This is a genomic window from Hoeflea sp. (assembly GCF_039975035.1).
Classification (GTDB): domain Bacteria; phylum Pseudomonadota; class Alphaproteobacteria; order Rhizobiales; family Rhizobiaceae; genus Hoeflea.
Genome location: NZ_JBDWHW010000073.1, coordinates 1 through 25,689, shown reverse-complemented (window position 1 = coordinate 25,689; position 25,689 = coordinate 1). Strand labels below are relative to the sequence as shown.

25 protein-coding genes and 4 pseudogenes are annotated in these 25,689 nt (G+C 59.5%); 22 read left to right on the top strand and 7 right to left on the bottom strand.

The genetic code is table 11. The features are described 5' to 3' along the window. Both ABJN75_RS06335 and phnF read right to left on the bottom strand, forming a co-directional pair. Window positions 1–221: pseudogene (locus ABJN75_RS06335) on the bottom strand (UDP-2,3-diacylglucosamine diphosphatase); the annotation flags it as partial. Window positions 222–323: 102 nt separating this feature from the next. Next, complete coding sequence (phnF, locus tag ABJN75_RS06330) at window positions 324–1,079, bottom strand: phosphonate metabolism transcriptional regulator PhnF (RefSeq protein ID WP_348437879.1); 756 nt, start codon at window positions 1,077–1,079, stop codon at window positions 324–326. 102 nt (window positions 1,080–1,181) lie between these two features. On the opposite strand from phnF, the gene phnG reads away from it, so the two are divergent. From phnG to ABJN75_RS06295, 7 genes are read left to right on the top strand one after another with little or no spacing between them, the layout of a single operon-like run. Then, complete coding sequence (gene phnG / locus ABJN75_RS06325; RefSeq protein WP_348437877.1) at window positions 1,182–1,664, top strand: phosphonate C-P lyase system protein PhnG; 483 nt, start codon at window positions 1,182–1,184, stop codon at window positions 1,662–1,664. After that, window positions 1,664–2,284, top strand: a complete 621-nt coding sequence (gene phnH / locus ABJN75_RS06320) for a phosphonate C-P lyase system protein PhnH (RefSeq protein ID WP_348437875.1) — start codon at window positions 1,664–1,666, stop codon at window positions 2,282–2,284. Before phnG ends, phnH begins: the two co-directional genes overlap by 1 nt. A 2-nt stretch (window positions 2,285–2,286) precedes the next feature. Then, window positions 2,287–3,414 (top strand): carbon-phosphorus lyase complex subunit PhnI, encoded by a 1,128-nt coding sequence (locus tag ABJN75_RS06315; protein ID WP_348437873.1) that lies wholly within the window; start codon window positions 2,287–2,289, stop codon window positions 3,412–3,414. Then, window positions 3,411–4,328 carry an alpha-D-ribose 1-methylphosphonate 5-phosphate C-P-lyase PhnJ gene (locus ABJN75_RS06310; protein ID WP_348437871.1) on the top strand — a complete coding sequence of 306 codons (918 nt, stop codon included), beginning with the start codon at window positions 3,411–3,413 and terminating at the stop codon, window positions 4,326–4,328. The genes ABJN75_RS06315 and ABJN75_RS06310 overlap by 4 nt, the downstream gene beginning before the upstream one ends. Beyond that, window positions 4,328–5,152 carry a phosphonate C-P lyase system protein PhnK gene (gene phnK, locus ABJN75_RS06305; RefSeq protein ID WP_348437869.1) on the top strand — a complete coding sequence of 275 codons (825 nt, stop codon included), beginning with the start codon at window positions 4,328–4,330 and terminating at the stop codon, window positions 5,150–5,152. Before ABJN75_RS06310 ends, phnK begins: the two co-directional genes overlap by 1 nt. A gap of 3 nt (window positions 5,153–5,155) precedes the next feature. Further along, entirely contained in the window at window positions 5,156–5,863 is a 708-nt protein-coding gene (gene phnL / locus ABJN75_RS06300; protein WP_348437867.1) for a phosphonate C-P lyase system protein PhnL, read from the top strand. Further along, complete coding sequence (locus tag ABJN75_RS06295) at window positions 5,860–6,474, top strand: DapH/DapD/GlmU-related protein (RefSeq protein ID WP_348437865.1); 615 nt, start codon at window positions 5,860–5,862, stop codon at window positions 6,472–6,474. Before phnL ends, ABJN75_RS06295 begins: the two co-directional genes overlap by 4 nt. 57 nt (window positions 6,475–6,531) lie before the next feature. Here ABJN75_RS06295 and ABJN75_RS06290 read toward each other — a convergent pair whose 3' ends face one another. Next, a complete protein-coding gene (locus ABJN75_RS06290; RefSeq protein ID WP_348437863.1) occupies window positions 6,532–7,257 on the bottom strand; it encodes a helix-turn-helix domain-containing protein in 726 nt (241 codons plus the stop codon). A gap of 142 nt (window positions 7,258–7,399) precedes the next feature. Between ABJN75_RS06290 and ABJN75_RS06285 the strand changes: the two genes are divergently transcribed. The 8 genes from ABJN75_RS06285 to phnN all read left to right on the top strand — a co-directional run bounded on the left by ABJN75_RS06285 (window position 7,400) and on the right by phnN (window position 14,470). After that, window positions 7,400–7,615 (top strand): tautomerase family protein, encoded by a 216-nt coding sequence (locus ABJN75_RS06285; RefSeq protein ID WP_348437861.1) that lies wholly within the window; start codon window positions 7,400–7,402, stop codon window positions 7,613–7,615. Between the two features lie 273 nt (window positions 7,616–7,888). Further along, window positions 7,889–8,740 (top strand): phosphonate ABC transporter ATP-binding protein, encoded by an 852-nt coding sequence (phnC, locus tag ABJN75_RS06280; RefSeq protein WP_348437859.1) that lies wholly within the window; start codon window positions 7,889–7,891, stop codon window positions 8,738–8,740. A gap of 96 nt (window positions 8,741–8,836) precedes the next feature. After that, complete coding sequence (gene phnD / locus ABJN75_RS06275) at window positions 8,837–9,739, top strand: phosphonate ABC transporter substrate-binding protein (protein ID WP_348437881.1); 903 nt, start codon at window positions 8,837–8,839, stop codon at window positions 9,737–9,739. Between the two features lie 70 nt (window positions 9,740–9,809). Next, window positions 9,810–10,682: a phosphonate ABC transporter, permease protein PhnE gene (phnE, locus tag ABJN75_RS06270; protein WP_348437857.1), complete on the top strand. Its 873-nt coding sequence runs from the start codon at window positions 9,810–9,812 to the stop codon at window positions 10,680–10,682. Between the two features lies 1 nt (window position 10,683). Further along, a complete protein-coding gene (phnE, locus tag ABJN75_RS06265) occupies window positions 10,684–12,033 on the top strand; it encodes a phosphonate ABC transporter, permease protein PhnE (protein WP_348437855.1) in 1,350 nt (449 codons plus the stop codon). Beyond that, window positions 12,030–12,737, top strand: a complete 708-nt coding sequence (locus ABJN75_RS06260; protein ID WP_348437853.1) for a DUF1045 domain-containing protein — start codon at window positions 12,030–12,032, stop codon at window positions 12,735–12,737. The genes phnE (ABJN75_RS06265) and ABJN75_RS06260 overlap by 4 nt, the downstream gene beginning before the upstream one ends. Continuing rightward, window positions 12,738–13,877 (top strand): alpha-D-ribose 1-methylphosphonate 5-triphosphate diphosphatase, encoded by a 1,140-nt coding sequence (locus ABJN75_RS06255; RefSeq protein WP_348437851.1) that lies wholly within the window; start codon window positions 12,738–12,740, stop codon window positions 13,875–13,877. After that, on the top strand, window positions 13,877–14,470 hold the full coding sequence (phnN, locus tag ABJN75_RS06250) for a phosphonate metabolism protein/1,5-bisphosphokinase (PRPP-forming) PhnN (protein WP_348437849.1): 594 nt from the start codon (window positions 13,877–13,879) through the stop codon (window positions 14,468–14,470). Before ABJN75_RS06255 ends, phnN begins: the two co-directional genes overlap by 1 nt. A 78-nt stretch (window positions 14,471–14,548) precedes the next feature. On the opposite strand, the pseudogene ABJN75_RS06245 reads toward phnN, so the two are convergent. Then, window positions 14,549–14,779 (bottom strand): annotated as a pseudogene (locus ABJN75_RS06245) (hypothetical protein); the annotation flags it as partial. Between the two features lie 411 nt (window positions 14,780–15,190). Between ABJN75_RS06245 and ABJN75_RS06240 the strand changes: the two are divergent. Beyond that, window positions 15,191–15,904, top strand: a complete 714-nt coding sequence (locus tag ABJN75_RS06240; RefSeq protein WP_348437847.1) for a hypothetical protein — start codon at window positions 15,191–15,193, stop codon at window positions 15,902–15,904. An 84-nt stretch (window positions 15,905–15,988) separates the two neighbouring features. On the opposite strand, the gene ABJN75_RS06235 is transcribed toward ABJN75_RS06240, so the two are convergent. Then, the gene (locus ABJN75_RS06235; protein WP_348437845.1) at window positions 15,989–16,180 is read right to left on the bottom strand and encodes a hypothetical protein; all 192 of its coding nucleotides are present in this window, start codon (window positions 16,178–16,180) and stop codon (window positions 15,989–15,991) included. Window positions 16,181–16,299: 119 nt separating this feature from the next. On the opposite strand from ABJN75_RS06235, the gene ABJN75_RS06230 reads away from it, so the two are divergent. Further along, a complete protein-coding gene (locus tag ABJN75_RS06230) occupies window positions 16,300–17,124 on the top strand; it encodes a metallophosphoesterase (protein ID WP_348437843.1) in 825 nt (274 codons plus the stop codon). 34 nt (window positions 17,125–17,158) lie between these two features. On the opposite strand, the gene ABJN75_RS06225 is transcribed toward ABJN75_RS06230, so the two are convergent. After that, entirely contained in the window at window positions 17,159–17,563 is a 405-nt protein-coding gene (locus tag ABJN75_RS06225; RefSeq protein ID WP_348437841.1) for a rhodanese-like domain-containing protein, read from the bottom strand. A gap of 137 nt (window positions 17,564–17,700) precedes the next feature. Between ABJN75_RS06225 and ABJN75_RS06220 the strand changes: the two genes are divergently transcribed. The 5 genes and pseudogenes from ABJN75_RS06220 to ABJN75_RS06200 form a co-directional block, all read left to right on the top strand. After that, complete coding sequence (locus tag ABJN75_RS06220) at window positions 17,701–18,972, top strand: FAD-binding oxidoreductase (protein ID WP_348437839.1); 1,272 nt, start codon at window positions 17,701–17,703, stop codon at window positions 18,970–18,972. 198 nt (window positions 18,973–19,170) lie between these two features. Continuing rightward, a complete protein-coding gene (locus ABJN75_RS06215) occupies window positions 19,171–20,823 on the top strand; it encodes an FAD-binding dehydrogenase (protein WP_348437837.1) in 1,653 nt (550 codons plus the stop codon). A gap of 722 nt (window positions 20,824–21,545) precedes the next feature. After that, window positions 21,546–22,307: a Crp/Fnr family transcriptional regulator gene (locus ABJN75_RS06210; protein ID WP_348437835.1), complete on the top strand. Its 762-nt coding sequence runs from the start codon at window positions 21,546–21,548 to the stop codon at window positions 22,305–22,307. Window positions 22,308–22,446: 139 nt separating this feature from the next. Continuing rightward, window positions 22,447–23,649: an arginine deiminase family protein gene (locus ABJN75_RS06205; RefSeq protein ID WP_348437833.1), complete on the top strand. Its 1,203-nt coding sequence runs from the start codon at window positions 22,447–22,449 to the stop codon at window positions 23,647–23,649. 238 nt (window positions 23,650–23,887) lie between these two features. Beyond that, window positions 23,888–25,555: pseudogene (locus ABJN75_RS06200) on the top strand (CocE/NonD family hydrolase); the annotation flags it as partial. 18 nt (window positions 25,556–25,573) lie between these two features. Here the strand turns inward: ABJN75_RS06200 and ABJN75_RS06195 are convergent. Continuing rightward, window positions 25,574–25,689, bottom strand: a pseudogene (locus ABJN75_RS06195) (IS5/IS1182 family transposase); the annotation flags it as partial.

Below are 25,689 nucleotides of genomic sequence, written 5' to 3'. Positions count from 1 at the left end.
CCTTTGCGGGCCTTGCGCAACAGCTTCTGGACCACGTCATTGTGAGACTGTGGCCAGTAAAAGCCCTTTCGTTTCATGCGCCAGCAATCGATGATGTCGCCGACCAGATAGATCGTTTCCGCGTCATGCTCGCGTAGAAAGTCGATCAGGATATCGGCCTGACAATCGGGAGTTCCGAGGTGGATGTCGGAGAGAAAGATGGTCCGGTATTTTGTGGTCACGGAGCCCGCCTAAACCTTGAGCAATCGTCTTGCTGGCAGGCTTAAACACGATTCAGTTCTCAGTTTTGTGACGCTCGTTGTGACAATGTGACAGCGCCCGCTTCACTCAGTCTCTTGCGAGAGTGCGGATGACGCGGTGTCGATGAGCAGTTCGACCCGGTCGGCGGCGAAACGGGATTCACCATACTGGATCGGATGGCCACCGGAATCGACGTCAACCGAGCGGGTCAAAAGCACGATGGCGCCGGGCGAGAGCGCGAGCAGATCGAGATCCTCGCTGCTGGCATGCCGGGCTTCCACAGCGGTGGACTTGCGGGTGTAATCGTCCACGCCAAGGCGCGCCAGGGACGCGGTGATCGAACCGGTCTCGGTGTAGGCTTCCGCAATCGTTGCGAAACGTGCCGCATCGAACCAGGACATGGCTGCCGAAATCGGATCACCGTCAGCGGCGGAAACGGTTGAGAGCTGGATGACCGATGCCTGTGGCGGCAACGACAGCGCCTCTGAAACTCTGGACGGGGCGGGGATGGTTTCGCTCGACAGCAATTTGCCGGAGCGCTTCTGAGCCTGATTTTCAAGGCCGGAGGAGAAACGGGTGCGCTGGCCGATCGGGTAGCGCAGCCGCTTGCGGTTGTTGAGAAAGGTGCCGCGGCCCTGCTCGGCGCGCAAGATGCCTTCCTTCTCAAGTGCGGCGATTGCGGCGCGGACCGTGTGACGGTTGACCCCGAATCGGGTCGCCAGATCTGCTTCGGCGGGGAGCCGGTCATTGGCCGCCAGTCCGGTGAGAACCGACTGGCGGATCTGATCGGCAACCTGCCGCCACAGTGCAATTCCGGTGCGTCTTTGCAGCTTGTCCAACCGGCTTTCCTTTCGTGATGTCACAAGCTCGTCATACGCCTGGTTTAAGTGTATCGTAATTCATATGGTTGTCTAGATAAATAGACAAATAAGGAGTTCTTGATGACGCTAGCGGGTGATGTGCAGGATCAGATGGTTGCCGATGATGTGGCTGCGCGGCAGCGACGGTTGTCAGTGCTTGCAAAGGCGCCCGGCAAGGATCTCATGGCGTGCTGGAAGCGGACCGGACTTGATCCTTCGGTGGAGCTGCTGCGCGGGCCGGAATCGGGACTTGTCGCGCTGCGGGGGCGTGTCGGTGGTGGCGGGCAGCCTTTCCATGTCGGCGAAATCTCGGCAACACGGGTAACGGTCCGGATCGGTTCGGGCCAGATTGGCCACGCCATGATCAGCGGACGGGATGTCCGCAAGGCGCAACTGGTCGCCGTCATCGATGCGCTGGCGCAGGACCCGGCTCATGCCGACCTGATCGAACGCGACATCGTCAAACCGTTGGAAAAATCAGCCTCCGGGGCGGATGCGAAACTGCGCGAAGAAACGGCCGCGACACGGGTCAATTTCTTCACCATGGTGCGAGGGGAAGACTGATGCCGGCTGCGACACACAACTCCACCGTCTATGAGGGCGGTTTTTCAGATCCCGTTGGTGCTTCGCAACTGGTTTTCCGGGCGCTGATGGAGGCGATGGCGCGACCCGGTTCGGTTCATGCGTTGCCCGAGATGACATCACCGCCGGCACCGCTGACGGCGTCGGCCTCCGTGCTGATCGCGGCCCTGGCCGGTGCCGGTACGCCGGTCTGGCTTGATCCGGCGCTGACCAAGACGTCGGTAGTCCGCGACTGGATCGTGTTTCACACCGGCGCGCCGATCACCGCGCACCAGTCGGAAGCGGTGTTTGCCGTTGTTGCCGCGCCGCAAAGCCTTTCGGCGCTGAACGGATTTTCGCTCGGAACCCAGGAATTCCCGGATCGTTCGACCAGCGTGATCCTGCAGGTTTCCACACTGTCCGAAGGTGCACAGCTTACGCTGGAAGGTCCGGGCATCAAGGACCGGGCATCGCTCGCGCCGGAGCCGATGCCGCAGCATTTCACCGAGCAATGGCAGGCCAACCGGCAGGCGTTTCCGCGCGGGATCGATCTGATCCTTGCCGGTCACGGCTGCGTGGCGGCAATGCCGCGCAGCACCCGCCTGATCCGACCGGAGGCATAGTCATGTATGTAGCAGTCAAGGGTGGCGAAGCCGCCATCGCCAATGCCCACCGCCTTCTTGCCGCCCGCCGCCGCGGCGATGCGGATGTGCCGGGGCTGACGCTGGAGCAGATCGCCGGGCAATTGTCGCTCGCGGTTGACCGGGTGATGGGCGAGGGCTCGCTCTACGATCGCGAACTTGCGGCGCTGGCCATCAAGCAGGCGCGCGGCGACCTGATCGAGGCGGTGTTCCTGCTCCGCGCCTACCGGACCACGTTGCCAAGGTTTGGATATTCCGAACCGGTGGATACCGGCGCCATGCAGGTCGAGCGCCGGATCTCGGCGATCTACAAGGATCTGCCAGGCGGGCAATTGCTTGGCCCCACCTTCGATTACACGCACCGCCTGCTCGATCCGGCGCTTGCCGGGGATATGCCGGTGGAGGCGCCCGCGACCGGGGCGGATACCGGCGAGAAGGTGATCCGCGTCTCCGATATTCTCGGCGACGAAGGGTTGATCGAAGATGATCCGGCCACGGACGCGGCGCGGCCGGTTGCCGACATCACCCGCACACCGACAGAATATCCGATGGACCGGGATGCGCGGCTGCAGACGCTGGCGCGTGGCGATGAAGGGTTTTTGCTGGCGCTGGCCTATTCGACCCAGCGCGGCTATGCCCGCAGCCACCCGTTTGCCGGTGAAATCCGCATCGGCGAAGTCGATGTCGAGGTGATGATCCCTGAGCTTGGTTTCAGCGTGGCAATTGGCCGGGTAAAGCTGACCGAATGCCAGATGGTCAACCAGTTCCAGGGATCGGCCAAGGCGCCGCCGCAATTTACCCGCGGCTACGGGCTTGTCTTCGGCCACGCCGAGCGCAAGGCGATGGCGATGTCGCTGTGTGACAGGGCATTGCGCGCCTCCGAACTGGGCGAGGACATTGTTGCGCCGGCGCAGGATGAGGAATTCGTGCTGTCGCATTGCGACAATGTGCAGGCGACCGGCTTTGTCGAGCACCTCAAGCTGCCGCATTACGTCGACTTCCAGGCCGAACTCGATCTGGTGCGCCGCATGCGGGCCGAGCATTTCGCCAGTGCCGCCAAAGCGGATGAGGATGCTGCTGCGACTGATGACAAGATGGAGGCCGCGGAATGAACGCGCTGACACAAGACAACAGCTCACAGAACCTGGCGAGCTACAATTTTGCCTATCTTGATGAGCAGACCAAGCGGATGATCCGCCGCGCGATCCTCAAGGGGATTGCCATTCCCGGCTACCAGGTGCCGTTTGCTTCCCGCGAAATGCCGATGCCCTATGGCTGGGGCACCGGTGGCGTGCAGGTGACAGCGGCGATCATAGGGGTCGAAGATGTGCTCAAGGTGATCGACCAGGGCGCTGATGACACCACCAATGCGGTCTCGATCCGGGCATTTTTTGCCAAAACCGCCGGTGTGGCGACGACCACGTCAACGCCGGATGCCTCGATCATCCAGACCCGGCACCGGATTCCGGAAACGCCGCTCAAGGAAGGCCAGGTGCTGGTCTATCAGGTACCGATCCCGGAACCCTTGCGTTTTCTCGAGCCGCGCGAGACCGAAACCCGCAAGATGCATGCGCTTGAGGAATATGGCCTGATGCACGTCAAGCTCTACGAGGACATCGCCCGCAACGGCCATATCGCCACAACCTATGCCTATCCGGTCAAGGTCGAGGGGCGCTATGTGATGGACCCGTCGCCAACGCCGAAATTCGACAATCCGAAAATGCACCAGTCCGAAGCGCTGCAGCTGTTTGGCGCGGGCCGGGAGAAGCGCATCTACGCGATCCCGCCGCACACCGAGGTTGTCAGTCTCGATTTCGAGGATCACCCGTTCGAGATCCAGCATTTTGATCAACCCTGTGCGCTGTGCGCCGCGGAGCAGGTCTATCTCGACGAGGTGGTGCTCGATGACAAGGGCGGCCGCATGTTCGTCTGCTCCGACACCCATTATTGCGAAAGCCGCCGGGCAGATGGCCATCGCGGCGCTTTGCTTGGCGATGACACGGATATCACGAAGGAGGCGATGTGATGAGCCTTTCTCAGACACTTGAAGCGCCGGTTGGCGGGCTCACCTCAGCAGCCGATCAGCCGTTGTTGAGTGTGGACAATCTGACCCGGGTCTATGGCAAGCGCATCGGTTGCGCTGATGTCAGTTTTGATCTGTGGCCGGGCGAAGTGCTGGCGATTGTCGGCGAATCCGGCTCAGGCAAAACCACGCTGCTCAACTGCATTTCCTCGCGGATGACGCCCACTTGCGGCACGGTTCATTACCGGATGCGTGATGGCGCGAGCGCCGATATCTACAAGATGGCGGAGGCCGAACGGCGCTATCTGATGCGCACTGACTGGGGTTTTGTGCACCAGAACCCGATTGATGGCTTGCGCATGACGGTCTCGGCCGGGGCCAATGTCGGCGAGCGGCTGATGGCGGTGGGCAACCGGCATTACGGCAATATCCGCAACACCGCGATTGATTGGTTATCCCGCGTCGAGATCGATGAGGACCGTGTCGATGATCAGCCGCGCACCTTCTCCGGCGGTATGCGCCAACGGTTGCAGATTGCCCGCAATCTGGTGACCGAACCACGGCTGGTGTTCATGGATGAACCCACCGGCGGGCTGGACGTCTCGGTGCAGGCGCGGCTTCTCGACCTGCTGCGCGGACTGGTCTCCGATCTCGGTCTCGCGGTGGTGGTGGTCACCCACGATCTGGCCGTGGCGCGGCTTTTGTCGGACCGGATGATCGTGATGAAAGAGGGCAGGGTGATCGAGGCCGGTCTCACCGACCGGGTGCTTGATGATCCGCGTGCGCCTTACACCCAGCTTCTTGTTTCCTCCATTCTGCAGGTTTGATCGATGAAGACTTTGCTTGTCGCTTCGGATGTGAAAAAGACCTTCGTCATGCATATGCGTGGCGGCGTCGAATTGCCGGTCGTCACCAATGTGTCGTTCTCGCTGAAAGCGGGATCCTGCGCGGTGCTTGGTGGCCCGTCGGGTGTCGGCAAAAGCTCGATCCTGAAAATGCTCTATGGCAATTATGGCTGCGACAGTGGCCAGATTCTGGTGAGCCATCACGGCAAACATATCGATGTTGCCAGTGCCGATCCGCGCATGGTGCTGGCGATCCGGCGTGAAACCATCGGTTATGTCAGCCAGTTCCTGCGCGCTGTGCCCCGGGTATCTGCACTCGATGTTGCCGCCGAGCCGCTGATGATCCGAGGCATTGCGCAGGAGATCGCGCACCAGCGGGCGCGGGATTTGTTTGCCGAACTCAATCTGCCGGAAAAGCTCTGGTCGCTGCCGCCGGCGACGTTCTCGGGTGGCGAGCAGCAGCGGGTCAACATTGCCCGCGGCTTCATCACCGATCACCCGATCCTGCTGCTGGATGAACCAACAGCCTCGCTGGATGCAGCCAACCGCGAGGTGGTGATCAGTCTGATTGCCCGCAAGAAGGCCGATGGTGCGGCACTGCTGGGGATCTTCCACGATCAGGATGTACGCAACGCGGTGGCTGATCACATCATCGACGTGTCAGCCTTTGCAACGGGGAAGTCTGCGGCATGACAAAGCTGTCAGAGACGCCGCTGGTGCATTCCACGGCAAAGGTCGTTCAGTCCATGCTGGGCCGCTACACCGAAGTTGGCGCTCATTGCACCGTGGCGCACTCGACCATCGGGGATTATTCCTACTGCGTCGAGAACACCCAGATTGCCTATGCCACCATCGGCAAATTCGCCAATATCGCCGCTCATGTGCGGATCTATGCCAGCATGCATCCGATGCAGCGGGCGTCGCTGCACCATTTTTCCTATCGCTCGTCATGGTATTTTGACGGCGAGAGTGACGATCAGGAATTCTTTGACTGGCGCGCCGGGCAGGGGATCAGCATCGGACACGACACCTGGATCGGCCATGGTGCCGTGGTGATGCCGGGCGTGAGCATCGGCAATGGAGCCATCATCGGTGCCAACGCAGTGGTGACGAAGGATGTCGCCGATTTCGCCATCGCCGTCGGTGTGCCGGCGCGGACGACAAAACAGCGGTTTTCCGATGACATCGCCTGCCGCCTCGAAGCGCTTGGCTGGTGGGACTGGGAGCATGAGCGGTTGCATGCGGCGCTCAAGGATTTCCGCGCGCTGCCGGTCGAGGCGTTCATCGACAAACATGCTGGCTAATGTCAGGACCAATGGCGGCAAGCCGGTGTCCGTTGGACCGAATTGAGGGCATGATTTCTATTCAGCGGCGACCGAACCGAAACGATTGGTTTTGTCCGGCTTGCATACCAGTGCAAAGCTGCTGGTGATCAACCATCTGGTCAGGTTGCGGGCCATGCCTTCGTGGCCGATCAAGGTGATGCCACCGGTTGAAATCTCGTTGTCGAAACTGGTGTGGCCCATCCATGCCGATGTCAGCGTGCGCAGGGAGCTGACAATGAACAGGTCTACGTTGAACCCCTGATCGGAATAGCAAAGATCCGGTTCAATGCCTGGCTTGAACACCAGCCAGTAATTGACGGTTTCGTTGGGCGGATCGTCGAGTGAGAACTGGATGACGCAACTGTGCTGCGGCAGTTCCAGCCGGTTGATCTTGCGGCGGATGTTCCACATCAGCATTCTTGCATCGAGATGCTCCAGCGAGACTTCGCTGTTGATGTTTCGATGCGCCCATTCGCCGAGCTTGCGCACAACCGGCTCCAATTCATCGGCCAATGGTGTGGTGAAATATTCCGAGTAATCCTTGCTCCGGTTGCCGACCTTGATGACCAGGCCCTTGGTTTCGAGGTCGCGCAAGCGCTTGGCGAGCAGTCCCGGCGACATGCCGGGAACCCCGCGCTGGATCTGATTGAAGCGGGTGGAACCCGACCACAATTCACACAACACAAGCATGGTCCAGCGGGGTTCGATCATTTCTGCCGCCATGGCGACCGGGCAAAACAGGGGATAGGCGGTCTCGGACATATTATACCTCCTGTTTGAAGGTCTCACGGAGCGGTCCATCGGTCCAGTTCAGAAACTGTAGTAGAGTTGCTGCAGTTTCTGAACTGGACTGATAACCCGCCCGTGTCCCAGGTTCTGCTGGTCAGCAACAGGAGAGGTCAAAATGCCATTGGTAGACATCGAAGTGATTGAGGGCGTGTTCGATACCGCCCAGAAAGCGCAGATGATCGAAAAGGTCACCAACGCCATGGTCGAAGTGGAAGGCGAGGCCATGCGCGGCGTAACCTGGGTCCGCGTCAAGGAGGTCCGCAGCGGTCAATGGGGCATTGGCGGCAAAACGCCGAGCGCCGACGACATCAGGGCCATGGCGGCCAAATAGAGCCAACGCGAAATTGTGAGGCAGGCTGTGGTCAGCCTGCCTCATTCTCCCGGAATTTCCACGGCAGCAGGATGTACCGACCATTCTCGCGGGCACGACGCAAACGCCACAGAAATCAGCAATCCCTGCAAACAGAGTGGTATCGCCGTTATGGCAATCGGTTTGTGGATCGTAACAAATCTGACATGAAACGGACATCGGCGCTTCACACGGCTGGGCTAATCACATCGGTGAATAGTTACAGAACCCACCGTGATCCCAGGGAATTTGCCGATGCTCGAATTGACCGAAGTGACCCGCCGATTTGGGGCCAATACAGCAGTTGATTCAGTGTCATTGCGCATTCCCGAAGGGCAGATGGTCGGTATCATTGGACGGTCAGGCGCGGGCAAATCGACATTGCTGAGAATGATCAACCGGCTAACCGGGGTGAGCGGCGGTCTGATCGCCCATTCGGGGCGTCCGGTCTCGACGCTTGCTGGTCGCGACTTGCGCAACTGGCAGCGCGATTGCGCGATGATCTTTCAGCAGTTCAATCTGGTGCCACGGCTCGATGTTGTCTCCAATGTCCTGCACGGCACGTTGAATATGCGGTCGACATTCTCGACGATGTTCAATCTGTTTCCGCGCGAAGACATTCTTCGCGCCATTTCCATACTTGAGCGTCTCGGAGTTGCCGAGAACGCCACCAAGCGCGCTGAAGCGCTGTCGGGTGGCCAGCAGCAGCGGGTGGCAATTGCCCGCGCGCTGATGCAATCGCCGAAACTCATCCTCGCTGACGAGCCGATCGCCTCGCTGGATCCGCTCAATGCCCAGATCGTCATGGATGCGCTCAAGGATATCAACGAGAGCGAGGGCATCACGGTCGTGACCAACCTGCATACGCTTGATACCGCGCGCGGCTATTGCGAGCGCATTATCGGCATGGCGCATGGCAAGGTCGTTTTTGACGGCAGGCCGGATGAACTGACGGCCGATGCGGTTCGCGCCATCTACGGTGCAGGTGCCGATGGCGCTGAAATCTCGGAATCCATCACTTCCACCAGTCTACATGCCCGCGGTCGTCCTGCTGACGTCAAGGCGAAGACCAATGCTTCCGGCGAAGTGGTGCTGGAGGCTGTCTGACTTCGGCAGCTCTGTCAGCATGCGCGACGGAGCCCGGCTGAGACCCCAAAATTTCCCTACCCCTAACTGCAAACCTTGAACGGAGACAACACCATGATGAAGACCATTCTTGCGGCTGCCGCAGTCGCCCTGATGTCGACAAGTGCAATGGCACAGGACACCATCAGCGAATTCCGCATCGGCGTGCTCGGCGGTGAAAACGCCCAGGACCGCATGACCTCGAACGAATGTGTTCGGGCCTATGTGCAGGATCTGCTCGGTGTCGAAACCAAGATCTTCACCCCGGCTGATTACGACGGCGTGATCCAGGGACTTCTCGGCGGCACCATCGACATGGCATGGCTCGGCGCTTCGGCCTATGCGAAAACCTACCTGACCGATCCGGAAGCTGTAGACGTCGTGCTGGTCAAGACCAATCTCGACGGTTCGGTCGGCTACCATTCGATCGGCTTTGCCCGTAAGGACAGGAACATCAATTCGCTGGAAGACATGAAGGGCAAGGTTTTCGCATTCGGTGATCCGAACTCCACCTCGGGCTACCTGATTCCTTCGGTGGAAATCCCACAGGAAATCGGCGCCACCATGGATAACGGCGACTATTTCGGCGAAGTCAAGTTTGTTGGCGGTCACGAGCAGACCATTGTTGCCGTAAACAACGGCGAAGTTGACGCCGGCGTGACCTGGGCCGATGGCCAGGGTAACTGGGAAGACGGTTACAATTCCGGCGCGCTGCGCAAGGCAGTCGATTCCGGTCTGATCGACATGAACGATCTGGTCCAGATCTGGAAGTCCAAGGAAATTCCGGAAGGCCCGATCGTTCTGCGCCGCAGCCTGCCCGCCGACGTCAAGCAGAAGGTCGTCACCTTCCTGAGCGAGCTTCATGCCAAGGATCAGCAATGCGCCTATAACATGGCTGCTGGCGAAACGTCCGGTTTCACTCCGATCTCGCACGAAGCTTACGAGACCATCATTGCAGTCCGTAAAGCGCAGGCCAACTAAGCTTTTTTGCCAAGCAACAGCAGGGAGCTATCTGGCTCCCTGCTTTTTATTTCGGGAAGGATCCCCGCTGATGAGCGATACAGTGACAAACCTTGGCACCGCCGCCGCATCGCTCGCAATCCGCGACAATTATCTGGCGATGGCCCGTCAAAAACAGATGTATGGCGGCATCATCTTGATAATCTTCATCGCGATGATGGTGTCCGGTTTTCATCTGGCCGATTCGCGCAATGCTGGCGGGTTTTGGAGCGGTATTTCCCAGATTTTCGATTTTCCGTCCGAGGTGGTGATCGAAGCCATCGAGAAGGCGGCAAACCTTCCGCACCTGCTTGTCGAGTTTTTGCCTTCACTGATCGAGACATTGAATATTGCGGCGGTTTCCTCGCTTATTGGTACTATCTTTGCCATCGTTCTGGCGCTGCTTTCAACCCGGGGACTGGCGCGATGGCCGCGACTGATCCCCGTGTTTCGCCGCATGATGGACGGTATGCGCGCCATTCCCGAGATCGTCATCGCACTGGTGCTGATCTTTATCCTTGGCGGCGGACCAGTTCCGGCGATGATTGCGATTGCGTTTCACACCGCAGGGGCGCTTGGCAAACTCTTTTCCGAAGTGGCAGAGAATGCCGACCTGAAGCCGGTGGAAGGCCTGTCCTCCGTCGGCGCAAGCTGGATTCAGAAAATGTGGCTCGGTGTGATCCCGCAGGTGGCGCCGAACTGGTTGTCCTACGCCTTGCTGCGTTTCGAGATCAACATCCGGGCATCCGCCATTCTCGGGTTCGTCGGCTCGGGCGGTATCGGTCACGATCTCCGACTCGCCATGCAGTGGGGCCAGGGGAAATACGACGAGGTCGTGGCAATTTTCATTCTGCTGTTCCTGACCATCGTGTTCTTCGACCAGTTGTCGAGCCATTACCGCAACCGTCTGGTCAAGGGACGCTGACATGACCTCTTCAGATGCCGCCCTTCTTTCGGGGCCCGAATTGAAAACATCCGTACTCAGCATGTTCCGCCGCAAGAAGATCGCGGGTTTCGCGCTGCCGGTGCTGATACTTGTCTATCTGGTATATGTGTTTTTTGCTTTTGATATTCCGGGCATTGCTTCGCGTGCACGACTCGACAATGCAGCGATCCTGGTTTCGGATTTCTGGTCGCACAAGACCCATGTGACGCGCGACAATCGCAACAACGAAGTCACGGTTGCGATCGAAGGCGAGAACAAGGGGCGGTATCCCGAAGGCATGTTGCCGGATTGGGTCACCATGGACGACGGCGTTACCCGCATCGACCTTGATAAAGGCCATGTGGTTGTCTTCGATGCCGATGGCGCCCGCTACACTTACCCGGGTTATGGTGTGATCGATATAGCTCCGGTCGCCGGCAAGCTGGTTTTCAACCTGCCTGATGACACAGTGCCTGACTGGATCAATGCGTCGAACACGCGGGTGGCGGTGACAACCGAGCAGGGGCGGTTCAGCTATACCCGCAACCGCACCGAAGTCTTCAAGTACCAGGCCGGATGGGAGCTGTTCTTTTTCACACTTGACAGTCCGTTCTTCGGCAAATCGTTTTTCGAACTTGTCAGTCTGACAATAGTTGGCGAACGGATCTATCCGAACCAGACCAATATCGCGGCGATGGTTCATGATTTCTGGACCAATGCGATGTGGCGGCACGGCGATGTGGCGTGGGCACTGTTTGAAACCGTGCTGATGGCGTTTCTCGGCACCATGGGGGCGGCTATCATCGCGCTGCCTCTGGCGTTCCTTGCGGCAGTGAACTTCTCTCCCTCGCGACCGATCCTGTTTCTGTTGCGGCGTTTTTTCGATTTTCTGCGCGGCGTCGACGGGCTGATCTGGACCATCATCCTGTCGCGGGCATTTGGCCCCGGACCGATGACCGGCGCGCTTGCGATCCTGTTCACCGACACCGGTACTTTCGGCAAGACTTTTTCAGAAGCCCTTGAGAACATTGACACCAAGCAGGTCGAAGGCGTCCAATCGACCGGCGCGTCGTGGGTCCAGCAAGCCCGCTTCGGCGTAATTCCGCAGGTGACCCCGGTGTTCCTGAGTCAGGTTCTGTACTATCTTGAATCCAATACCCGCAGCGCCACCGTGATCGGTGCTATCGTGGGTGGCGGGATTGGGCTGTTGTTGACCCAGGCGATTTCCACCCAGAAAGACTGGGAAGAGGTGAGCTATTACATCGTGCTGATCATACTTATGGTAATGGCGATGGACACGCTGTCGGGCTGGCTCAGAAGCCGCCTGATCGGACGAACGGGACACTCATGAGATACGCACTTTATTTTGCTCCGGACCCGGCGTCGCCTTTCGGGGAACTCGGCGCAAGCTGGATCGGACGCAGTGCCGTGACCGGCAAGGCAGTCGAACATCCCGACCTTGCCGGGCTGGGTGCCAGCGAACTCGCTGCCATCACCGGCCCGGCGCGGAGATACGGTTTCCATGCGACCCTGAAAGCGCCTTTCCGCCTGAGCGAGAAAGTCACCGAGGATGATCTGATCGAGGCAATCGGCAAGTTTGCTTCCGATCATGCCATGTTTGAAATTCCGGCTCTGGTTGTCGGACGGCTTGAAGGATTTCTGGCACTGGTACCGGCCGGACCCGCAACCGATCTGTCTGCCTTTGCCAATTCTGTCGTCGAGGCATTCGAGCCATTGCGCGCACCGCTCTCTGACAGCGAGGTCGAACGCCGCAATCCGGCCTCGCTGTCCTCGGCACAATTGCGCAATCTGATGCGGTGGGGTTATCCCTATGTGTTTGACAGCTTCCGGTTTCACATGACCCTGACCACCCGACTGGCGGAGCCCGATATCAGCCGTGCGGCCAGAGCGGCTGAAGCGCATTTTGCGCCTGTGCTGTCCGGACCCGTTGCGGTGAGAACGCTCACACTCTTCGTCGAACCCGAGCCGGGCGCACCGTTTGAAATCCATACCCGGATGCCGTTGGCGTCCAATACGCACAGAAAGTCCGCCTGAATGACCACCGAGACCACTCTGACCAACGCCCGCATCGTGCTTGAAGACCGGATCCTGACGGGAAGTCTTCTTGTCAGGGATGGCGTCATTGCCGACATCAGCGAGGGCAATTCGGTCGCCGGTGTGGATATGGATGGCGATTATATCATTCCGGGCCTGGTGGAACTGCACACGGATCATCTTGAATCACACTATTCGCCACGTCCTGGCGTGCGCTGGAATGCGATATCGGCAATTCAGTCGCATGACGCCCAGATTGCCTCCTCCGGAATCACCACCGTGTTTGATTGCCTGCGGCTCGGCTCGGACGAGGATGACGGGTTCAGGGTGGGCGAGATGCGGGCCATCGCAGACGCATTGGCCGAGGCGAGGGCGCAAAACCGGCTCCGCGCCGATCACCTTATACATCTGCGCTGCGAGGTTTCCGCAGCGGATGTGCTGGACCATTTCGCTGATTTCAAAACCGATACCCAGGTCCGGCTCGCGTCACTGATGGATCATGCGCCAGGCCAGCGGCAGTTTCAGACCATGGAGCAATATACGCTCTATTACAAAACCAAACGCGGACTTTCGGATGAGGCCTTCGCCCATTTCGTCACGCGCCGGCAGGAGGCTTCGGCGGTTTATTCAGACGCTCACCGGCAGGTTCTGGCCAGCGCCTGCGCCGAACGCGGAATTACTGTTGCAAGCCATGACGACGCAACCCTTGATCATGTCGCCGAAGCGGTCGGCATTGGCGTCAGGCTGGCCGAGTTTCCGACCAGCATCGAGGCGGCGCGGGCATCCCACAAGGCGGGAATGAGCGTCTTGATGGGAGCACCCAATGTGGTGCGCGGCGGCTCGCATTCGGGTAACATTGCGGCCACGGATCTGGCCAGGGCCGGGGTGCTTGACGTCCTGTCATCCGATTATATCCCGTTCAGCCTGATCCAGGCTCCTTTCGTGCTGGCCGACGAGATTGATGAACTCGACCTTGCGTCGGCGATCCGGCTGGTGACGGCGACGCCTGCCAGGACGGTGGGGCTCGATGATCGCGGCAGCCTGACGCCGGGCAAACGCGCCGATATGGTGCGGGTGCGTCGCGAGACCGGAATTCCAATTGTCCGCTCTGTCTGGCGGCAAGGCGAACGGGTGGCCTGATGCCGGTTGTCAACGACCAAACCCGCGAAACCGACACGGCTTTGGGGCGCCTCATCGTGTTGCTGGGGCCAAGCGGGTCCGGCAAGGACACGCTGATATCGGGTGCCCGCAACGAATTTGCCGGCCTTGCGGAGGTGATGTTTGTCCAGAGGGTCATCACCCGGTCGGCGGATGCGGGCTGCGAGGACCATGTCGCAATGTCGGATGCTGAGTTCGACGCCGCCATCGACGAGGGCCGTTTTGCGTTGACATGGGCGGCAAACGGTCTGCGTTACGGATTGCCGCGAAACGTCGAGGCGCATCTGGCGGCGGGAAAGGTGGCGGTGGTCAACGGCTCCCGCGGGGCGTGGACTGTTATCCGGCAGGTGTTCCCCAGCGCGGTGGCGGTGGAAATGCGCGTGGATCCGGATATTCTGGCGCAAAGGCTTCGCGCCAGAGGCCGGGAAAGCGAATCCGAAATCGAGGCGCGGCTTTCGCGCGCGGCTGCATTGGCCACCCAGTTCGAGCCGGAGATCGTCATTGACAATTCCGGTCCGGTCGAGACCGCACGGGGTGCGCTGATCGACTATATCCGCCAGTCGATCACAAAATAGCCGGGACCGGGATGCTGCCTTGTGCCGCGCGTCAAGGCATAGCCGGAACTGTCAGACATCGCCCTTATCGGTGTCCGGCCCACCGTCAAGCCGGTGCTTGATGGCCAGCGCGTAAATCACATTGAGAACGTTGCGATCCTCAACCTTGGGATCACTCAGCGCCAGCAGCGATGCGCGAACCAGGCGTTTGCTCGTAGCCTTGGGGCACTGCTGGAAAACATAATCATGCAGATCGGTGTCCGACAGGCCCTGATAGGCGCCTTCTATCAACGCGTCGTAGACTTTCCTGATCTTCTTCTTTTTCGGCATTTACGCCTCCTGATTATTGCCGGTGTGTTCACGCTCTGCCCTCGAATTGTTAATCAGCTGCAGTGTCACAAACAACCGCACGGGGGCGCTTCTCGGGTGTCAAGGATCTGCTGGTGGATGTCAGGCTCACCGGCAAGGGGAGGCGCAGATGCAATGTCGTGGCGAAATTCCATACAGCAGGTAAATTCTCACACCCCAACAATTAGGGGTTGGTAAACTAAGTGCCGCCACACTCGGATGGATGTGGAAATGGCCAGATGTCCGGCATGTTAGCAGTCGGCCGGCAATGATTGAGCAGGGGGGAAGCGGCTGACGCAGGTGCGGGAGGGGATATATGGGCTTGTTCGAACCCGACGACCGGCCGAAAAGGCCCGGGGGTCTTACCGAAGCCTTACACAGGAAATCAGGATCATGGTTGAAGCGGTGGGCACTTTCGGTCTGGCAATCGCCGGTGCCGGACGCTGGCTCATCACGGGCATAAGAGTGGCGCGTGAGCAGACCAACAGCGGGGATCGGAGCAAAACGGAGGAAAAGCCAATGAGGAGCAAGCTGTCTGTCGCTTCCCTTCTAATCGCCGGGGTTACATTTATTGCTCCCCTGACAGCGGTAGCTGGGGAGGCACACGTAGCTCAAATCAAGGATTTCATCGCCAGAAATGTGGAATCCTGGTTGAGTGATCCTGTGGTGATCAACGCCATCAAACAACAGAATGCGAAGACAAGCGAATTGTCCCAGGCTGATATCGAAAGGCTTGACAGGGACTGGCGCGCCCAGGCAACCGCTTTCGACAAGCCTTTGGTCGATGAGATGCTGGCCCGCGAACTTTCCAAATTCCTTATGGCGAAGAAAAACCAGAGCCGCGGCTTGATCACGGAAATGTTCGTGATGGACGCCAAGGGACTGAATGTTGGCCAAAGCGACGTGACCTCGGACTACTGGCAGGGCGACGAAGCCAAATGGCAGAAAACCTATGGCACCGGTCCGGGGCAGGTGTTTGTTGACCGCGCCGAGAAGGATGAGTCCACCGAAGCCCGGCAGTCTCAGGCCAGTATCACGATTTCCGATCCTGCTACCGGCGAACCGCTTGGTGCGATCACCGTCGGCATCGATCTGGATCTGCTTTAAAGCGGATTGTTGCGCCGCCGGTTTGGCTGGGTCGTCCTCCAGGCCGGCAACATGGGTTTCAGCCAAGCAGGTTCAACGCTGCACTCACCTGAAAACGTCCGCCCTGTCGGGCGGGCTTGCTGCCACGCCTGCTGCTTCGATCGCACCCGCCGATTTTTCGACCAATGCCAGATTGTAGGCAATCGAGACGTCGTCCGGAAGCCGTTTTGCAAGCTCACGTCCGGTTTCGCGCAGCGTCGTCCAATGCTGTTGCGCAATGGCTGTTTGAAAAGCCATGGCCAGAACCTGAACCGGTTGCGCTTGCCTTAATGTCATGATCGAAAGTGTCCAGGGCGATTGTCATGGAGCGGCAACATTTTCCGGATAATCACGCTGAAATTCCAAAGGATACCGTGATGAAACTTGTGCACATTTCCGACATCCATCTCAATCCAGATCCGATCCTCGGACTTGATCCGATCGCCAATTTCAAGAAGTGCCTGGCCTATGTCGAAGCCAATGACAGTGACGCTGACCGGGTGGTGATCACCGGCGACCTGACCCATAATGGCTACGAGCAAAGCTACCGCGAGCTCGCCGGCATTCTGGCTGCCAGTTCGCTCAAGGACAAGCTTGAGCCGCGGCTGATGATCGGCAATCACGACAACCGCGAAACCTTCGCCTCGGTGTTTAGCAATACCAGGCGTGATGATGCCGGGTTCATCCAGTGGACCGAGGAAACCCCGGCGGGTCTGTTCGTCTATATGGATACGGTCAATGCCGGCAAGCATGGCGGGCTGTATTGCGAAAAGCGGATGGCCTGGCTCGGGCAAGTGCTCAAGCGCGCGCGGGCCGAGGGCCAGCGGGCCTATCTGTTCATGCACCACAACCCGGTGCGGGTGAATGTCGCCAATGCCGATGTCATCGGAATTTTCAACGAGCGTGAATTGCAGGCCCTGCTCAAGGGCTACGCCGATACCGTTGCACACCTGTTTTTCGGTCATTGCCACTACACACTCAGCGGTGCCGTGGTCGGCATACCCTACTCCGCGCCACGGTCGACCAATCACAGTTGCTGGCCGGATTTTTCAGGCCAGATCAACCGCATGGGACACGGCGACCTGACGCCCAACTACAATGTGTGTTTCCTGCGACCCGACAGCACGGTTATCCATTCCATCGACTTTCTCGACGCGGGCAAGGTCGAGTGGAAAATCGAGGATGATATTTCGCTGCTTTGAATCCGGTCGACTGCGGACTTGAGGCAGAGACGGGTTACGGTTTGTGCTCGGGTGGAAACTCGACCGGGCCGCCTTGCGCCTGCCAGGTGGAAAACCCTTCCTTGAGATGGGCGGCTTCAAAACCCATGTCGTTGAGTGTCGCCGTTGTGAGCGCCGAACGCCAGCCCGAGGCGCAGTGGAACACGAATTTCTTGTCCTGTGCGAACACCTCCTTGAAATAGGGGCTTTGCGGATCGACCCAGAATTCGACCATGCCGCGCGGGCAATGGAAACTGCCGGGTATGAAGCCGGAGCGCTGGCGCTCACGCACATCGCGCAAATCGACAATGACGACCTCCGGATCGTCCACCATGGTGATGGCGTCAACAGTTTCAATTTCCTCGATGCGGGCGCGGGCGCTGGCGACGAGGTTGGCGACGGGGGTGATGGCTTTGCTCAAAATGATACCTGTTCAAACATGATTTGGACGCTGCCTGATGATTGACGCAACATCGCACTTGGTTCAACACTTTTGTGTCGCAGCCGGTTTGCATTCTGTACCGCAGTGACGTTTTCAGAATGAAGGAATCCTGAGCAATGCCTGGTCCATCAACGCTTTCCTTGTGGGATGAAACCTCGGAGGAGGCAGATTTTCAATCGTCGCTGACACATGATGTGAGCACGGATGTCGCCATTGTGGGCGGCGGCTATACCGGGCTTTCGACCGCGTTGCATGCGGCCGAGCGGGGGCTGGATTGCTGCGTGCTTGAAGCCCGGCAGATCGGGTATGGCGGTTCGGGACGCAACGTCGGACTGCTCAATGCGGGTCTGTGGCTGCCGCCGCAGGATGTTCGCGCCAAGCTGGGTGGCGAATGCGGCGCGCGGTTGGTCGAGATCCTCGGCGAGGGCCCAAGCTATGTGATGTCGCTGATCGAACGGCACCAGATTCGCTGTGAGCTGACCCGCAGCGGCACCATTCATGCGGCCCATTCAGCCAGCGGGTTGAAGGATTTGACCCGCAGGGCCGAGGAATGGGCCAGGCTTGGCGCGCCGGTCAGATTGCTGTCACGCGAAGAGACCGGAGAAAAAATCGGCTCGGCGGCCTTTCATGGCGGATTGCTCGATGCCCGTGCAGGAACCATCAATCCGATGGGCTATGCGCGGGGACTGGCGCGTGCGGCGAAAGCTGCCGGTGCGCGGATCCACACCGGCGTCAAGGTGACAAGACTGGTCAAGCAACCCGGTGGCTGGCTGCTTGAAACCGGTGGCGGCACGGTTCGCGCGAAATCGGTCATTCTGGCGACCAACGCCTATTCCGATGACCTATGGCCGGGACTAAATGGCAGCTTCGTTCCAATTTCCTTTTTTCAGGTCGCCACCGCGCCGCTGGGTGCGCGAATTGCCTCTATCCTGCCCGAACGCCAGGGCATCTGGGACACCGGCCAGATCATGTTGTCGCTCCGGCGCGATGCGGGCGACCGCTTGATCATCGGATCGATGGGAGCCGTGATCGGCGGGGCGAAAGGCCTGTCGGAACGCTGGGCTGCACGGCAGCTCAGGCGATTGTTTCCTGACCTCGGACCGGTCGAATTCGAGACATCCTGGCACGGACAGATCGCCATGAATGCCGATCATCTGCCGCGCATTCATCGCCTCGACGAAGGGCTCTACACTCCGATTGGCTACAACGGCCGCGGTATCGCGCCGGGCACGGTCTTCGGCAAGGCGATGGCCGAGCTTCTGGCCGGTGGCAACGAGGCCGATTTGCCAATGCCTGTGACCGGAGTTGTGCCGGAGGCCGCGCGGGGTCTGAAGACCGGATTCTATCAAGCGGCCTTTGCCGCCAATCAAATCCTGAAGAGCATCTAGTGGTCTGACCGAAACAGATGATACCCATCTGTTTCGAAAAGTCAGCCCACAAGCTATTGATCTGGTGGGGCGATTTGTCCTGACAGATGGGAACCATCTGTCAGGATCGCACCACTAGAGTTGCCGCTCCCGGCAGATCGTCTATTGATGAGTGTATGTGTCCGGGCAGCAAAGCTTTTTAAAGCAGGATGAGATGACATGAACAGTTGTGATGTGATCGTGGTGGGCGCAGGTCTGGCGGGGCTGGTTGCCGCCAATGAACTGGCTGAGCGGGGCAAGTCGGTCGTTATCATTGATCAGGAGCCGGAGAATTTTCTCGGCGGGCAGGCATTCTGGTCGCTGGGCGGGCTGTTTCTGGTTGATACGCCGGAACAGCGGCGCATGGGCATCAAGGACAGCCGTGAACTGGCGCTCAATGACTGGATGGGGTCAGCGCAGTTTGACCGCGAGGAAGACTACTGGCCGCGCAAGTGGGCGGAAGCCTACATCGATTTTGCCGCCGGCGAGATGCGGCCCTGGCTGCACGGGATGGGCATGCGCTGGTTCCCGATTGTCGGCTGGGCCGAGCGCGGCGGCTCGTTCGCCGATGGTCACGGCAACTCGGTGCCGCGCTTCCATCTGACCTGGGGTGTCGGTCCCGGCACGATCGCGCCATTTGTAAAGCGTGTTCGCGCCCATGTGAAAACGGGGCGGGTCGAGCTCAGGTTCCGGCACCGCTGTTCTCACATCATCACCGAAAACAATGCAGTCAAAGGAGTTTCCGGCGAGATCCTGATTGATGGCGACACACCGCGCGGGCAATCCACCAGCCGCGAGATCGCGGGCGACTTCGAGCTCCGCGCGGCGAGCGTTCTGGTGACCTCGGGCGGCATCGGCGGAGATTTCGATCTGGTGCGCAAGGCCTGGCCGCGCGACCGGCTGGGCGAGCCGCCGCGGGAGATGATTGCCGGAGTTCCCGCCCATGTCGATGGCCGGATGGTGGCGATAGCCCAGGCCGCGGGCGGGCGGGTGATCAATGCCGACCGGATGTGGCATTACACCGAGGGCGTGAAGAACTGGGATCCGATCTGGCCCAATCACGGAATCCGGATTCTGCCGGGCCCGTCGTCGATGTGGTTTGATGCCGGAGGAAACCGGCTCAAGCCGCCCTGCCTGCCGGGCTTCGATACGCTGTCGACGCTGAAGCAAATCCTGTCGACCGGGTATGATTATTCCTGGTTCGTGATGACCCAGAAGATCCTCAAGAAGGAGGTCGCGCTTTCCGGATCGGAGCAAAATCCGGATTTCGCCGGCAAGAGCTGGATCAATGTCATCCGGCAGAGGCTTCTCAACAAACAGGCGACGCCGGCGGTCGAAGCTTTCAAGCAGCATGGCGAAGACTTCATTGTTGCCAACAGCCTGGATGAATTGGTTGAAGGGATGAATCAGAAGGGCGGAAACCTGATTGATCTGGAAAAGCTCAGGGCGCAGATTGTGGCGCGGGACAGCCAGATCGACAATCCGTTCACCAAGGATGCGCAACTGATGGCGGTGCATGCGGCACGGAACTATCGTGGTGACAGACTGATGCGGACCGCCAGGCCGCACCGCTTCCTTGATCCGGACAACGGGCCGCTGATCGCGATAAAGCTGCACATCATCACTCGCAAGACGTTGGGCGGTTTGGAAACCGATATGAACGGCCAGGTGCTCAATGCGCAGGGCGAGCGGATCGAGGGACTGTTTGCGGCCGGGGAGGTCAGCGGCTTCGGCGGCGGCGGCTATCACGGCTACAACGCACTGGAAGGCAGTTTCCTGGGCGGGTGCATGTTTTCCGGGCGGCAGGCCGGACGTGGCGACGCCATCGCCTGAGCCGTCCTGATCATCCGTGCGGCGTTGCAGGCTTTCGGCCACTCGCCGCCCGCAGCGCCGGTGTCGAGATCCTGCTGGCCTGGCGGATCGGAAATCATTGCCGCCGGATCGGGGTTTGCACCGCGTCGGGAATGGCGATCCTGCCGGCGGCGACGCCCTTGTGAAGCTGAACGGATACCTCAAGCGAAGTCACTCGTTGATCATCCGCTAGGCGGTTTCAAAGCGATTTCGCCGATTGCTGTCGGTTGCGCACCGTATTTGGTGTGCAGGAACAGCTGGCAACCCAGTTCCTGATCCCGTCGCTGCAATTGCAGGGTGACCGCGGGCGAGGTCAATCCGAGCGACTGCGCCGCGGTGGAAATCCTGCGGCGTTTCCGAATGGCGGGAAGGGTGCGCATCTGATGGAGTGAAATTTTGAGCATCCCACATGTAAGAAAAAGCCGACTTTTTAATCAACAAGCCAAATTTTGCAAGCATTCGAATTCATCTACTCAACACCACACGGGAGGAATGCCACAATGTCAGGTCAATCGCGCCTGGCAGTTTGCTCTGTTCCCCCCGGTCCGCCGGACCTGTAATGACTTGCCAAGTTTGCTGTCTTGCTGCACACCTGATCAGGCTTCATGCCATCAGACTTGACCAGAGGTCGGGGTGATCTGGCATTTGGACACTGGGTCTGGTGAGCAAAGCGCGCAGCCAAACCGCGTTGAAGGAGGCGGCAAATGAACATTGCGGCGGAAACCTCCTGCTTGTGCGGCAAGAGCGGAAAATGCAGCATTTACAATCGCACCGTCTGTCGCGCCGGGTCTGTCGAGGATATTGCGCAGCTCAACCGCATCTCGCACCAGCGGACCTATCCGCGCGGAAGCGTGATCCAGGCGCAGGGCGAACATTGCACCATTGTCGGCAATATCGTCGAAGGCGTGGTCAAACTTTCCAGCACCTCCGTCAACGGTGACGATCACATCGTCGGGCTGTTGTTTCCGTCGGATTTTTTTGGACGTCTGTTTGCCGAGGAATCGCGGTTTTCCTATGAGGCGGCAACGGATGTCACCTTGTGCACAATGAGCAAGCCTGGCTTCGAGAGATTTCTCGACGACCATCCTGCCTTCGAGCGTGAAATGCTCAAGGCCAAGCTGGATGAACTCGACGCGGTGCGGGAATGGGCGGCGATCACCAACGGCCACACGACCATGCAGCGGATCGCAACCTTGCTGTACGTGTTCTCAAGACGCTCGATCAACCAGCATCTGCACGGCGTCACGCCGGAGACCCACATTGTTCATATCCCGCTAAGCCGGCGCGATATCGCCGATTATCTGGGCACGACACCGGAAACATTGAGCAGGAATATTCAGACGCTGGCGCGGGGCAAGGTCATCCGCAACATCAACGCCAAGCATTTCGAGCTTCTCGATCCCGCAGAGTTGATCCGGCACTCGGGCGAAACCCGCGCCGATCTCGACAGGATCGCACCGGTTTGATCGCCACGCTCCCGTTTCTTTCGATGAAGCCGCTTTGACGTCTGGCGCGCAGGTATTGATAAACATCAATGTCGCTGCCCCGGATTAGGCGGAACCTTGTCTCCGAAATCCCTGCTGATTGTCCTGGAGATGATATGTGATGGCCCGAGACGGCGCGATAATTTCGGTCATTGATGATGTGGGATGGTTGCGTGATGTCCTGGTTCAGGGACCGGTGGGCTCTGCGCCGGAAAGAGCGGGTTGGGGCGCATCCGGCAATGCCCGCGACGCAGTGCGCCAGCATGAAGCTTTTGTCCGGGAACTGGAGCGCGCTGGCGTAACGGTCAGGCGCCTTGATGCGCTGTTGGCTTCGGCGCTTGGCTTTGCCGATGCGCGCGACTGGATTGTCGAGCGGCGGGTTGGTGAATATGTGGATGACCGGCGCAGCGGTTCGGAGATCGTGAGCTGGATGAGCGAGCAGCCAGCCGAAACGCTCATCCGGTTCTTGATGGAAGGCACGCCGGTGTCCGCGTTGCCAACCCGCATCGTTCATCTGGATGACGTGGCAAGCCGACATGACGGCTGGTTCCTGCCGCCGCTTGTCAATCCGATGCAGCTGCGCGCGGGCTTGCGCTTCATTGAAGCGGGCGCTGTTGTGTGTCCACATCCTCCGGCCGCGAGCCGGGCCTCTGCGATCACCATTTCCACGGTGCTTAACTTTGCACCGCTCTTTGATGAATCGCGGTTTGAATTCTGGCTGACCTCGGACGGCGCCGATCGGTCATGTCCGCCCATTGACGGTCACGATATCGCCATGCCGGGTCGGCTGGTCTGCGTGGGAGGGATCACGCATGCGACAAGCCTGCGAGCATTTTCGGAGCTGGCGGCGTCTTTGTTTCGACGAAACAGGAACTACACCGTGTTCTGTCTGGATCTCGCCGGCGCCGGCTGTGAGTGTCTGGATGATTGCTTCGTTCCGCTTGACCGGGAAACCGTGCTGGTTGACAGCGCGGTGCTGGGGAGGGCGCGTGCATTTTCGGTCCGTGCCCATCCTCATGGCATGGCGTTGACGGTCGAACCCTGTGGATCGGCTTTCCTTGATGAGTTCGCCCGCGCTTTGGGGGGCGATGATCTGTGTCTGATCGATATGAAGGAGCATACAGGGCCTGTCGGATCGGCGTTGAGCCGCCTCGCGCCGATCGTGCTTTCTCCGGGCCGGATCATGGTGTTCGAGCAACATCACGCGGCTTTTCATTTGCTTGAGCAACATGGGATCGAGATTGTCTCGGTACTGGATGGATCAGCGCTCTCGTGCGGCGGAAAAGGGCCTCTCGGTCTGATGAGCGCCTTGCGCGCCGGGTAAAGCGCTTTGATTGTGTTCTGAGTCAGAAATACTCAACATCACATTGTTTACAAACAATATTCTGCGTGTGTCAGAACCCGGTACGTTGCCGAATTGCTTCCGGCTACGGCAGCTTGCTACCCTTATCAGGGGCGATGCAAAAAGACCTGTTTTCCGGATAAAACCCATGCCGAGGGCATTGCGCTGATCCGCGCCGGCATGACAGGTTCGTTGCTTGTTGGTCATCGGGAGAGACGTCATGACATCCTTCATGCCGGAGATAGAAACGGCGTTCGCGCGCGACATCATCGAAATCGAGGATCAGCCGATCGTCATGGCGGATGGTTGCCGGTTGTCGGCGCGGATCTGGATGCCGAAGGATTCCGCCGAAAATCCGGTGCCGGTGATCCTCGAACATCTGCCTTACCGCAAGCGCGACGGAACCATTGTCCGCGATAGCCTGACCCATCCGTGGATGGCGGGGCAGGGCTACGCCTGTATCCGGGTCGACATGCGGGGAAACGGCGATTCCGAAGGCTTGATGACGGACGAATATACAGAGCAGGAACTGCAGGACGCCTGCGATGTCATTGCCTGGGCAGCAGCGCAGCCCTGGTGTTCGGGGACAGCCGGGATGATGGGGATTTCCTGGGGCGGGTTCAACGCGCTGCAGGTCGCAGCATTGAGGCCGCCGGCGCTCAAGGCGATCATCACCATCTGTTCGACCGTTGACCGGTTTGCCGATGACATCCATTTCAAGGGCGGTTGCCTGCTGGGCGAAAACTTCGGCTGGGCAGCCAACATGTTGTCCTATTCCTCGCGGCCACCCGACCCGCTGCTGCTGGGGCCCGGCTGGCGTGAATTGTGGCTCAACCGGCTCAGAGAAATGCCGTTTCTGGCGAGGGAATGGATCTCCCGGCAAACGCGGGACGAGTACTGGAAGCACGGCTCGGTGTGCGAGGACTTTGGCGCGATCGAAGCTGCAGTGCTTTCTATTGGCGGCTGGCATGATGGTTATCGCAACACGATTTCGCATCTGGTCGAAAACCTCGACGTGCCGGTCAAGGGCATCGTCGGGCCGTGGATTCACAAGTATCCGCACTACGCCGGACCCGAACCACGCATCGGTTTTCTTCAAGAGGCCAAACGCTGGTGGGATCGCTGGCTCAAGGGCATCGACAATGGTGCGCAGGACCTGCCGGCCTACCGGGCCTGGCTGATGGACAGTATCGCGCCGCAGCGCTGGGTGGACGAGCGTCCGGGCCGCTGGATCGCCGAGCAGGAATGGCCTTCGGCTAATGTTGCCGTGACATCTCTCGAGCTTGGCGATGGCAAACTCGGACATGGGCCGATGACCGATCCGGTCCCGGTCAGTACCCCGGCGGATTGCGGCAGTCAGGCGGGCGAATATTTTCCCTTTGCCTATGGGCCGGAACTGCCTGACGAGCAAACGCCGGATGATCTGCGATCTGGCTGTTTCGATGGCACCGTTCTGATGGAACCGTTGGATATTGTCGGTGCGCCAAAACTGGTGCTGCGGGTTCGCTCGGACAAGCCGATGGCTCAGCTCGCAGTGCGGCTTTGCGATCTTCGACCCGACGGCAGCTCGGCACTGATCACCATGGGAGTGCTCAACCTGATGCACAGCAAATCCAGCGAGAAGCCGGAACTGCTGTCGCCCGGGGAAGTGTTTGAAACAACGGTCACCCTCGACCAGATCGCCTACCGGATTCCTGCCGGGCATCGATTGCGGATCGCGATCTCGACATCCTATTGGCCGTTCATCTGGCCTGTGCCGGAGCGGGCGACTGTGATGCTTGAAGCGGGGACGCTGGCGCTGCCTTGCCGAACGGTGACTGCCGATGCGGATGAGTGCCGCTTTGAAAAGCCTGTCGGAGCGGAGCCCTGGCGGCATGAAAATCTCAGAGCCCGATTCAAAAGTTCGTCATTGATCGCAAAGCCTTGCCAACCGCCGCATGAGAATGCGGATATGGGCGATGAGGGTCCATGCTGTTGAACTCTGGATGGATTTCTCCCAGTCCTTGGCCAGCCTGCGGGACC

Coding starts and splice junctions, on each gene's coding strand:
- ABJN75_RS06310 (WP_348437871.1), top strand. CDS start 3,411: ATGAACGCGCTGACACAAGACAACAGCTCACAGAACCTGGCGAGCTAC.
- phnC (WP_348437859.1), top strand. CDS start 7,889: ATGCTCGAATTGACCGAAGTGACCCGCCGATTTGGGGCCAATACAGCA.
- phnD (WP_348437881.1), top strand. CDS start 8,837: ATGAAGACCATTCTTGCGGCTGCCGCAGTCGCCCTGATGTCGACAAGT.
- phnH (WP_348437875.1), top strand. CDS start 1,664: ATGCCGGCTGCGACACACAACTCCACCGTCTATGAGGGCGGTTTTTCA.
- ABJN75_RS06240 (WP_348437847.1), top strand. CDS start 15,191: ATGGTTGAAGCGGTGGGCACTTTCGGTCTGGCAATCGCCGGTGCCGGA.
- ABJN75_RS06235 (WP_348437845.1), bottom strand. CDS start 16,180: ATGGCTTTTCAAACAGCCATTGCGCAACAGCATTGGACGACGCTGCGC.
- phnK (WP_348437869.1), top strand. CDS start 4,328: ATGAGCCTTTCTCAGACACTTGAAGCGCCGGTTGGCGGGCTCACCTCA.
- ABJN75_RS06295 (WP_348437865.1), top strand. CDS start 5,860: ATGACAAAGCTGTCAGAGACGCCGCTGGTGCATTCCACGGCAAAGGTC.
- ABJN75_RS06220 (WP_348437839.1), top strand. CDS start 17,701: ATGCCTGGTCCATCAACGCTTTCCTTGTGGGATGAAACCTCGGAGGAG.
- ABJN75_RS06215 (WP_348437837.1), top strand. CDS start 19,171: ATGAACAGTTGTGATGTGATCGTGGTGGGCGCAGGTCTGGCGGGGCTG.
- ABJN75_RS06285 (WP_348437861.1), top strand. CDS start 7,400: ATGCCATTGGTAGACATCGAAGTGATTGAGGGCGTGTTCGATACCGCC.
- phnE (WP_348437857.1), top strand. CDS start 9,810: ATGAGCGATACAGTGACAAACCTTGGCACCGCCGCCGCATCGCTCGCA.
- ABJN75_RS06205 (WP_348437833.1), top strand. CDS start 22,447: ATGGCCCGAGACGGCGCGATAATTTCGGTCATTGATGATGTGGGATGG.
- phnG (WP_348437877.1), top strand. CDS start 1,182: ATGACGCTAGCGGGTGATGTGCAGGATCAGATGGTTGCCGATGATGTG.
- ABJN75_RS06255 (WP_348437851.1), top strand. CDS start 12,738: ATGACCACCGAGACCACTCTGACCAACGCCCGCATCGTGCTTGAAGAC.
- ABJN75_RS06290 (WP_348437863.1), bottom strand. CDS start 7,257: ATGTCCGAGACCGCCTATCCCCTGTTTTGCCCGGTCGCCATGGCGGCA.
- ABJN75_RS06210 (WP_348437835.1), top strand. CDS start 21,546: ATGAACATTGCGGCGGAAACCTCCTGCTTGTGCGGCAAGAGCGGAAAA.
- ABJN75_RS06230 (WP_348437843.1), top strand. CDS start 16,300: ATGAAACTTGTGCACATTTCCGACATCCATCTCAATCCAGATCCGATC.
- ABJN75_RS06315 (WP_348437873.1), top strand. CDS start 2,287: ATGTATGTAGCAGTCAAGGGTGGCGAAGCCGCCATCGCCAATGCCCAC.
- phnL (WP_348437867.1), top strand. CDS start 5,156: ATGAAGACTTTGCTTGTCGCTTCGGATGTGAAAAAGACCTTCGTCATG.
- phnE (WP_348437855.1), top strand. CDS start 10,684: ATGACCTCTTCAGATGCCGCCCTTCTTTCGGGGCCCGAATTGAAAACA.
- ABJN75_RS06260 (WP_348437853.1), top strand. CDS start 12,030: ATGAGATACGCACTTTATTTTGCTCCGGACCCGGCGTCGCCTTTCGGG.
- phnN (WP_348437849.1), top strand. CDS start 13,877: ATGCCGGTTGTCAACGACCAAACCCGCGAAACCGACACGGCTTTGGGG.